This window comes from Vibrio sp. 10N.261.51.F11 (genome assembly GCF_041471665.1).
Taxonomy (GTDB): domain Bacteria; phylum Pseudomonadota; class Gammaproteobacteria; order Enterobacterales; family Vibrionaceae; genus Vibrio; species Vibrio crassostreae_C.
The window spans coordinates 1-7828 of record NZ_JBFROW010000088.1 but is presented as its reverse complement, the minus strand read 5'-3'; the positions used below and the strand labels follow the sequence as shown (position 1 = coordinate 7828).

The following is a 7828-nucleotide window of genomic DNA, read 5'->3' as shown; positions in this document are numbered from 1 at the left end:
AGCGGCAAGCAGGCATTTTTAGCCACTCTATAAGCAACCACTTCCTGAGTAAACAAGTCGACAACGGGAGACAAGTATACTTTCTGCTCTTTTACTTTGAACTCCGTGACATCAGTTACCCATTTTTCATCGGGTTGAGTCGCACTAAAATCTCTTTCAAGCACGTTAGGAGCTGCTGTTCCAGACTCTCCTCGATATGAACGATACTTTTTAATCCTGACCGTCGATTTAAGGTTGAGCTGAGCCATAAGCCTTTGAACCGTTTTGTGATTAAGCTCGAACCCCTGATTTTTTAGTTCCAAGTGAATTCGGCGGTAGCCGTATCGCCCCTTATGCTCATGATAAATTGACTTTATCAACCGCAGCTCACGTTCGTAGCTATTTGGGCGCTTGCTCGTTTGAGCCTGATAATAAAAGACACTTTTTGCCAGCTGTAGAGTGTGCAGTAAGTGCTTTAACGGGTATTTGCTTTTAAGAGTTAGAGCTATGACCGCTTTTTCTTTGTTCGACGGTTTTTTTCCTGCTCCAACTCTTCCAACTTTTTTAGAACGGCATTCTCGGTTCGTAAATAGACCAACTCCTCTTTTAGCTCCTCAAGTGTCATTTCATCATCAGGCTTAGTGGTACGTTGAGGTTGCTGTTTCATTGAGGGTCTTCCTTTCTGGCGCATTTTGAGCCCTTTGATACCGTGCTCATTAAATCGTTTGAGCCAGACAGAGAGTATCCCAGGGGATGAGAGGTTTAATACTGCGCTAGTGTGCGTGAGAGACCATTCATTCGTCCACATTAAATTCAATGCTTTTCGTTTTGTCTGAGCAGTAACCGCTTGGTTAGTTGGTAAAAATGAATCAGCACCATGGATGGCAAAGACTTGAGCCCAATACCGTATCTGTCTTGAAGAAATTGAATATTGTTTTGCTAAGTAGAGAGATGACGTGCCATCTAAGTATTGCCTAGCAATGATACATTTTAGCTCTCGGCTATATTTGGACATAAAAAGACCCCCAATAATTGGTGTCCAACTATTGGGGGTCAGTTCAGTTGACTGGCTTTTTTTGTTCTTGTTTATCGAGGTTTTCTTGCCTGATACCCCTGCGGTTAGGGCTCTGTCACATCAATAACTAGGGCGTGTTGATCTTTCGAGCTGATTTTTGCAGTGAGTTGCTGGGTATTTATACAAGGCAGAGGCATCGATGTGTAGCTAGCCTACATGAGAAGCCGATAACGCAGTAGAAATGACCAGCAAACGCTGCCCGAAGGGTTCGGGCTGGGCGCCACCGCAAAAAGCGTTTTACTCTTTGTTGAGGGAGGTTTGCTTAGAATGACTAGGCTACTTCTCCCTCGCCGCGATTAAAACGCTTTTGACTAGGCGTCCCCATCCGAACAAAATTTAACCACGAAAGGTCAACACGCCCTAAAGTGTTGTAACGACTTCATCAAGAGCTAGGCGCGCTTTTGGTTTGCCGTAGTTGTAGTCTTCGCCGTCTTTGTGGTAGCCGATAGCTAGCGCTACATCAACAACGTGACCTTCTAGTTCGTCAGCAAACTCTTCGCTGATCATAGCTGCATCTACACCTTCCATAGGTGTTGAAGCGATACCTAGACGAGCTAGTGTGTGCAGTGTGTTACCTAGTGCGATGTAAACTTGAGACTTAGTCCAGTTACCGTTGAAACCTGTTTCGTCTGTGTTCATTTCTGCGAATGCGTAAGCACCTAAGAATTGCTCGTACATTTCAGCTGGTAAGTGACCAGAGCTTACTTCTGTATCAGCACGCTTCGCGAATTTCTCTTTAGTGTACTTAGGATCGTGAGCAAACAGGATCGTGTGTGACGCTTCTTTCGCATGTGGTTGGTTAAACTGGAACATGTTTTCGAAAGTATTGTGGAAGCGTTGTTTTGCTGCGTCACTCTCAATGATGATGAATTTCCAAGGCTGAGAGTTGATAGAAGAAGCTGACAAGCGAAGTGCTTCTTTGATTACTTCCATGTCTTCCGCAGAGATGCGTTTTTCTGCATCGTATTTTTTAGCTGTGTAACGAGTGTTTAGATCAGTAATGATTGGATGAGTCATGTTGAATCCTAATATCTATCAATAATAAATGTTGTAGGGTTTTATGTTCAGTTACGTCAACAATAAACGGATAACCAATTTAAACGAATCTCAATAGATTGAACGTCTAAATAGTTATCGAACATGCCCCAATAAATCGAGTATCTGCGGTAGCTCAAGTCGATGGGTGTAAGATAATAGAAGAATGACTCGGGAAAAATAGCGAACATATCAAATCACTATGGTTAATAATGTCCATAATGATTCAATAAATGTGATCTTAATGGAGGTGGAATCTCTAGATTCAGTAGCTTAGTACGCTTTGATACCATATTGGCGCAATAATGGCGGAAGTACGCTGTCTAGGTTGGGGATATCTTCTGGCGTGATTTCGATTAAACCAAAACCATGCTCTTCATAGATTTTTCTCGTAGCTTCACGTTTATTTTCGGCGATTGGCGCAGAATCAGTTCCCCAGAACTGGATGTATACTTTGCCACTTGGTAGATAAAAATCGCTGATCACTTCTTTTGATATCGGAAGCGGACGCTCGTACGCATGGACAACTCCTGCCATATAAAGCCAGTTATCAATGATCAGCTCTCCCTTTGATCGAACATAATGCCCGTCTAAGCTTCGGTGCTTCGCCTCAAATTTCTGACGAAAACTGGAGAATGACACATCGGTCGAGTGGCTTTCAGCATCATGCCCTAGGAATTCAACAACAGACTGCTTTAAACGTTTATTGCGAACCAATGAGTCGTGCCATACCACGAATAAGTTTTGAGTCGCTTTGTCTTCTCTTTGTTCACCTCCGGCTTTTAAGCCTGTAGAGGTGACATGCCAACCGTCTTCTTCTTTTGTTATCCAACCAAGCTCGTTGAGCAGTAAGTTGATTTTCTTTGCGCTGAGTTGAAAGGCACTGCCAAGCTGGGTGGCGGTGAGTGTTTTTCCTGAGAATGAGTCCAAATCGATAAGCAGTTTCTCTGGCCAGACAATAAAGACACCAAACTTCTTGTGTTCGACATATTCCCCACCAAAGCTTTCTCCCCGTTCTGTGAGAATCCAACGCTCTTGTGAGCGCACGATATAACCCGCTGTTTTTAGATCGCTAAATAAAGTTTTAGCTTCTATGCCTTTTTGTTTAGCGAGTGCGGATGTGGAAATTTTGTCTGACATAGTCTTTTCTCAAATAGCAGAGTGATCCGCTGATGGGTTTTGGTGAGATACATGATGTGATAGCACAGGCGAGTACCATATCACATCTACTAATGCCAACTGCTGCTCACTGGTCTATGTTTTTAGTAGAAAGTCATGTCTGATTTTGATTTTGTGGGAAATGTGGTTCTTTCTGTAATTAAATTACATGATTAGCGATTCTGCTCATCTGGGTGCATATTTTCTATACGTGACACGATGTTCTTTTATACGGCTTATATAGATCTTAGATGCTATATTTTATTAAGTGTGATTTTGATCACTATTTATTTTTAAGTATTACAAGATAAAGTGTGATCTAGATCTCGCGTTAATGATATTTATTCTCATTAATTTGGCTTTGTAATTTTAATTCATGGTATTTTTGTGATCTAAAGTGCTCTTGTTAACCCTAAAGTGTTTTTCGTGTGTGATGGTTGTCACGAAAGTTGGGCTAAGGTGCATTTTAGAAATGTTGTGATACATTTTAATCGACTTTTGAGTACACACTTTCGGTCATTTGACCAACCAATACATTACGGGGTTCTACCTATGTTATCACCAGAAGCAAAGATTAAGGTTCAAAACTTTGGTCGTTTCTTATCCAATATGGTAATGCCAAACATCGGCGCATTTATTGCGTGGGGTTTCATTACTGCACTATTCATCCCAACCGGTTGGTGGCCTAACGAAACGTTAGCATCAATGGTTGGCCCTATGATTACATACCTATTGCCACTATTGATTGGTTACACCGGTGGTAAAATGGTTGGTGGTGACCGCGGTGCGGTAGTAGGTGCCATCACGACAATGGGTGTTATCGTTGGTACTGATATCCCAATGTTCATGGGTGCAATGATTGTGGGTCCACTAGGTGGTATCGCAATTAAAAAATTCGATGAAGCTGTTCACGGTAAAGTGAAGAGTGGTTTCGAAATGCTAGTGAATAACTTCTCTGCGGGTATCATCGGCATGATCTGTGCGATCATCGCGTTCATCGTGATTGGTCCTGCGGTTAAGATTCTATCTGGCGGACTTGCTGCTGGCGTAAACGCAATGGTAGAAGCAGGTGCATTACCTCTAGCATCTATTTTTGTTGAACCTGCGAAAATTCTATTCCTAAATAACGCAATCAACCACGGTATCTTCTCTCCACTAGGTATCCAGCAATCTGAAGAGATTGGTCGTTCAATCTTCTTCTTAATCGAAGCAAACCCAGGTCCTGGTTTTGGTCTTCTACTTGCTTACATGGTGTTTGGTAAAGGTAGCGCGAAGCAATCTGCTGCTGGTGCATCTATCATCCACTTCCTAGGGGGTATCCACGAAATTTACTTCCCTTACGTTCTAATGAACCCACGTCTAATTCTTGCGGTAATCGCAGGTGGTATGGCGGGTGTATTCACTAACGTAATGTTCGATTCTGGCCTTATCTCTCCAGCATCTCCAGGTTCTATCTTCGCAGTCTTACTGATGACGCCAAAAGGCTCTTACATCGGCGTGATTCTATCTGTTATCGCAGCAACGGCAGTATCGTTTGTTGTAGCGTCAATCCTTCTTAAAACATCAGCGCAAGATGATGAGGAAGATTCACTAGAGAAAGCTTCTGCACAAATGAAAGACATGAAAGCGTCTTCTAAAGGTGCAGCAGCAGAAGCAAACGTAAACCTAGCGGATGTAAAAGCAGTTTATGTAGCGTGTGATGCGGGTATGGGTTCAAGTGCAATGGGTGCAGGTCTACTACGTAAGAAAGTAGCAACAGCTGGCCTAGACATTGAAGTAACCAACTACGCAATCAACAACCTACCGGCTGATTCGCAAATCGTTATTACGCATAAAGACCTAACAGACCGTGCTCGTAGCACTGTGCCAGGTGCGATGCATATGTCTCTAAGCAACTTCCTAGACGGCGGCGTATACGACCAACTAGTTGCCGAGCTTGTCGATGCTCAAAGTGGTGAAGCGAAAGTAGAAGCTCCGGCGCCTGCTGCAGCTCCAGCGCAAGAAGGCAACAAGCTTACACTCACTGACGACAGCATCTTCCTTGGCCTTAAAGCGACTCAAAAAGAAGACGCAATCAAGTTTGCTGGCGAACAATTAGTAAAACTTGGCAACGTATCACCAGAATACGTAGATGGCATGTTTGCTCGTGAAGAGCTTGTGTCTACTTACCTAGGTGAGTCTATCGCAGTACCACACGGCACAATCGAAGCGAAACAGTACGTACAAAAAACCGGCATCGTTTTCTGTCAGTACCCTGAAGGTATTCAGTGGGGCGAAGATGAAGATGATATCGCGAAGATGGTTATCGGTATTGCCGCACAAGGCGATGAGCACAACATGGTGCTGATGGCTATTACCAATTCACTCGATGATGAAGAAGCTGTGGAATGCCTACAGAACACAACAAACCCTGCTGATGTTCTACGTATTCTCAACGGAAACTAAAAAGCTCTAGTCAAGCTCCTGAGTGAAGGAGGCCGGTATCCCCCTACTGGCCTCATTTTCGGTCTTAATCTTTCTAACAAGATTCAGTCTGAATAGCTTACTGCTTAATGCCTAGGGCACATCGTCAAGGCATGTTGTTGAGCAGTTAGCTATCTAGATTCAAATATTTATAAGGTCAAAATTATGAAAGCGTTACATTTTGGTGCAGGTAATATCGGTCGTGGTTTCATTGGTAAGCTTCTTTCTGATGCTGGTATGAAGGTTACGTTTGCTGACGTAAATGAAACGGTTGTAAATGCGTTAATTGAACGCCAAGAATACCCAGTTAAGATTGTTGGCGAAGAGTGTGTTGTCGAAGTTGTTAAGAACGTGACAGCAGTAAACTCAGCGACAAGCGCAGTAGTAGATTGTATTGCTGAGTCTGATCTTGTGACGACTGCAGTGGGCCCTACGGTTCTTAAAATCATCTCTAAGTCTATCGCTCAAGGCATTGAAAAGCGTGCAGCAGCAAACAACACTGCACCAATGAACATCATCGCGGCAGAGAACATGGTTCGCGGTACTAGCCAATTAAAAGCAGCCGTGTTAGAGCACCTTTCTGATGAAATGAAAGCGTTCACTGAAGAGCACATTGGCTTTGTTGATTCTGCGGTTGACCGTATTGTTCCACCGGCAGAAGCGGGCGAAACAGATCCTCTAGCGGTAACGGTTGAAACGTTCAGCGAGTGGATCGTAGATCAAACACAATTCAAAGGTGAGATTCCAAACATCCCAGGAATGGAATGCACTGATAACCTAATGGCTTTCGTTGAGCGTAAACTGTTCACGCTAAACACAGGTCACTTGGTAACGGCATACCTTGGTGTGCTTGCAGGTCATGAGACTATTAAAGACTCTATCGAAGATGACGTAATCCGCGCTGAAGTAACAGCGACGATGGAAGAGAGTGGTGCGGTTCTGATTAAGCGTTACGGCTTTGATCCAGAAGCACACGCTGCCTACATCCAAAAGATTCTAGGTCGTTTTGCTAACCCGTTCCTACGTGATGAAGTAGACCGCGTTGGTCGTCAGCCAATTCGTAAACTGAGCCCGCAAGACCGCCTAGTTAAGCCTCTAAACGGTACATTAGAGTACGGCCTACCGAATGCTCACCTAGTAAAAGCAATCGCTGCTGCGTTCCATTACAAGAACGAAGACGACCCACAAGCGGTTGAACTTCAAGCAATGTTCGCAGAAAAAGGCTTTGCTGAGACATTAGCGCATTATTCTGAGCTGAATAGTGACTCAGAAGTTGTTAAACTAGCGGAAGAAGCTTATCTAGCATTGAAATGATAAACCATCAAAGTGCCACACCAGTGGCACTTTCTTATTGTCGAGCCGTTATGCCAATACAAACAAGCCATGAAACTGAATTACTCGAAGCCCTTTCGGAAGCTGAGAGTGCTAGCGCCTGCCTAATGGCTGCTTATGATGCATTGGACGACACGGTAGATGCCGTATTAAAAAACATCTTTAAGAAAGACGACACTGCAATTAAGTTCGTTGTCGAGCCACTTCTCAACAGTGGTGGGCCGTTAGGCGAGATCATGATTCGTGCTAAGTTGCTACTCGGACTTGGCGTGATCAGTAAAGAACTCTACGACGATCTAGAGGTTTTCGTTACCTTGAAAGAGTGGGCGAAAATACAGGGTGAAGACACCAGCTTTACAGAAGTTGATGTGATATTTGAGCTCAACAAGGTGCACGCGATTCAGCGTATTATGCCTATCGAATATGACGCGGAGATGGTGGAAACGATGTCTGGCCCAATGCTTGAAATGTTCTTGGGGCGACATAATCAAAAGGTGAAGTCGACGATCGTATTAGCTATCACTGACATTATCACTACCCTATGCCGAGATAACGCGCTGAGCTCTTAGCTCTAGTTTGCAGCTCTGCTTATCTTGTTTCACATCCTACATAACTTGTAGCTGTTCGTTCGTTTCAATACAAAGATTAAAATGATGGCGGTTTCTCTCGTTGGAGAAATCGCTTTGTTGTTTTTGTGCTTCTAAAAAATATCCGAAATATCTTCCCATTAAATACAAAAGCAGCAGGCACAAAAAAAGCCACATTCTGAAGTGACCCCGTAAAGTT

Annotated in this window: 8 protein-coding genes; 3 read left to right on the top strand and 5 right to left on the bottom strand. The window is 43.6% G+C overall.

Translation table 11 applies throughout. From position 1 onward, the window contains the following. The 4 genes from AB4351_RS21085 to AB4351_RS21070 form a co-directional block, all read right to left on the bottom strand. On the bottom strand, positions 1-488 hold a 488-nt coding region (locus AB4351_RS21085; protein WP_372127058.1), incomplete at its 3' end, for an IS3 family transposase. Then, positions 485-994: a helix-turn-helix domain-containing protein gene (locus tag AB4351_RS21080; RefSeq protein ID WP_372083516.1), complete on the bottom strand. Its 510-nt coding sequence runs from the start codon at positions 992-994 to the stop codon at positions 485-487. The genes AB4351_RS21080 and AB4351_RS21085, both read right to left, overlap by 4 nt. A gap of 420 nt (positions 995-1414) precedes the next feature. Then, entirely contained in the window at positions 1415-2071 is a 657-nt protein-coding gene (locus tag AB4351_RS21075; RefSeq protein ID WP_017061511.1) for an NAD(P)H-dependent oxidoreductase, read from the bottom strand. A 291-nt stretch (positions 2072-2362) separates the two neighbouring features. After that, the gene (locus tag AB4351_RS21070) at positions 2363-3229 is read right to left on the bottom strand and encodes a hypothetical protein (RefSeq protein WP_017061512.1); all 867 of its coding nucleotides are present in this window, start codon (positions 3227-3229) and stop codon (positions 2363-2365) included. Positions 3230-3799: 570 nt separating this feature from the next. On the opposite strand from AB4351_RS21070, the gene AB4351_RS21065 reads away from it, so the two are divergent. From AB4351_RS21065 to AB4351_RS21055, 3 genes are all read left to right on the top strand, one after another. After that, the gene (locus AB4351_RS21065; RefSeq protein WP_372127056.1) at positions 3800-5692 is read left to right on the top strand and encodes a PTS mannitol transporter subunit IICBA; all 1893 of its coding nucleotides are present in this window, start codon (positions 3800-3802) and stop codon (positions 5690-5692) included. A gap of 183 nt (positions 5693-5875) precedes the next feature. After that, the gene (locus tag AB4351_RS21060; protein WP_009846102.1) at positions 5876-7024 is read left to right on the top strand and encodes a mannitol-1-phosphate 5-dehydrogenase; all 1149 of its coding nucleotides are present in this window, start codon (positions 5876-5878) and stop codon (positions 7022-7024) included. A gap of 50 nt (positions 7025-7074) precedes the next feature. Further along, positions 7075-7611, top strand: a complete 537-nt coding sequence (locus AB4351_RS21055; protein ID WP_198592367.1) for an MltR family transcriptional regulator — start codon at positions 7075-7077, stop codon at positions 7609-7611. 36 nt (positions 7612-7647) lie between these two features. On the opposite strand, the gene AB4351_RS21050 is transcribed toward AB4351_RS21055, so the two are convergent. Then, positions 7648-7828 (bottom strand): hypothetical protein (locus AB4351_RS21050; RefSeq protein ID WP_372127054.1); only part of this gene is annotated, 181 nt, incomplete at its 5' end.

Excerpts from the sequence above, each read along its gene's own strand:
- AB4351_RS21080 (WP_372083516.1), bottom strand. The coding sequence starts at position 994 with ATGTCCAAATATAGCCGAGAGCTAAAATGTATCATTGCTAGGCAATAC.
- AB4351_RS21075 (WP_017061511.1), bottom strand. The coding sequence starts at position 2,071 with ATGACTCATCCAATCATTACTGATCTAAACACTCGTTACACAGCTAAA.
- AB4351_RS21070 (WP_017061512.1), bottom strand. The coding sequence starts at position 3,229 with ATGTCAGACAAAATTTCCACATCCGCACTCGCTAAACAAAAAGGCATA.
- AB4351_RS21065 (WP_372127056.1), top strand. The coding sequence starts at position 3,800 with ATGTTATCACCAGAAGCAAAGATTAAGGTTCAAAACTTTGGTCGTTTC.
- AB4351_RS21060 (WP_009846102.1), top strand. The coding sequence starts at position 5,876 with ATGAAAGCGTTACATTTTGGTGCAGGTAATATCGGTCGTGGTTTCATT.
- AB4351_RS21055 (WP_198592367.1), top strand. The coding sequence starts at position 7,075 with ATGCCAATACAAACAAGCCATGAAACTGAATTACTCGAAGCCCTTTCG.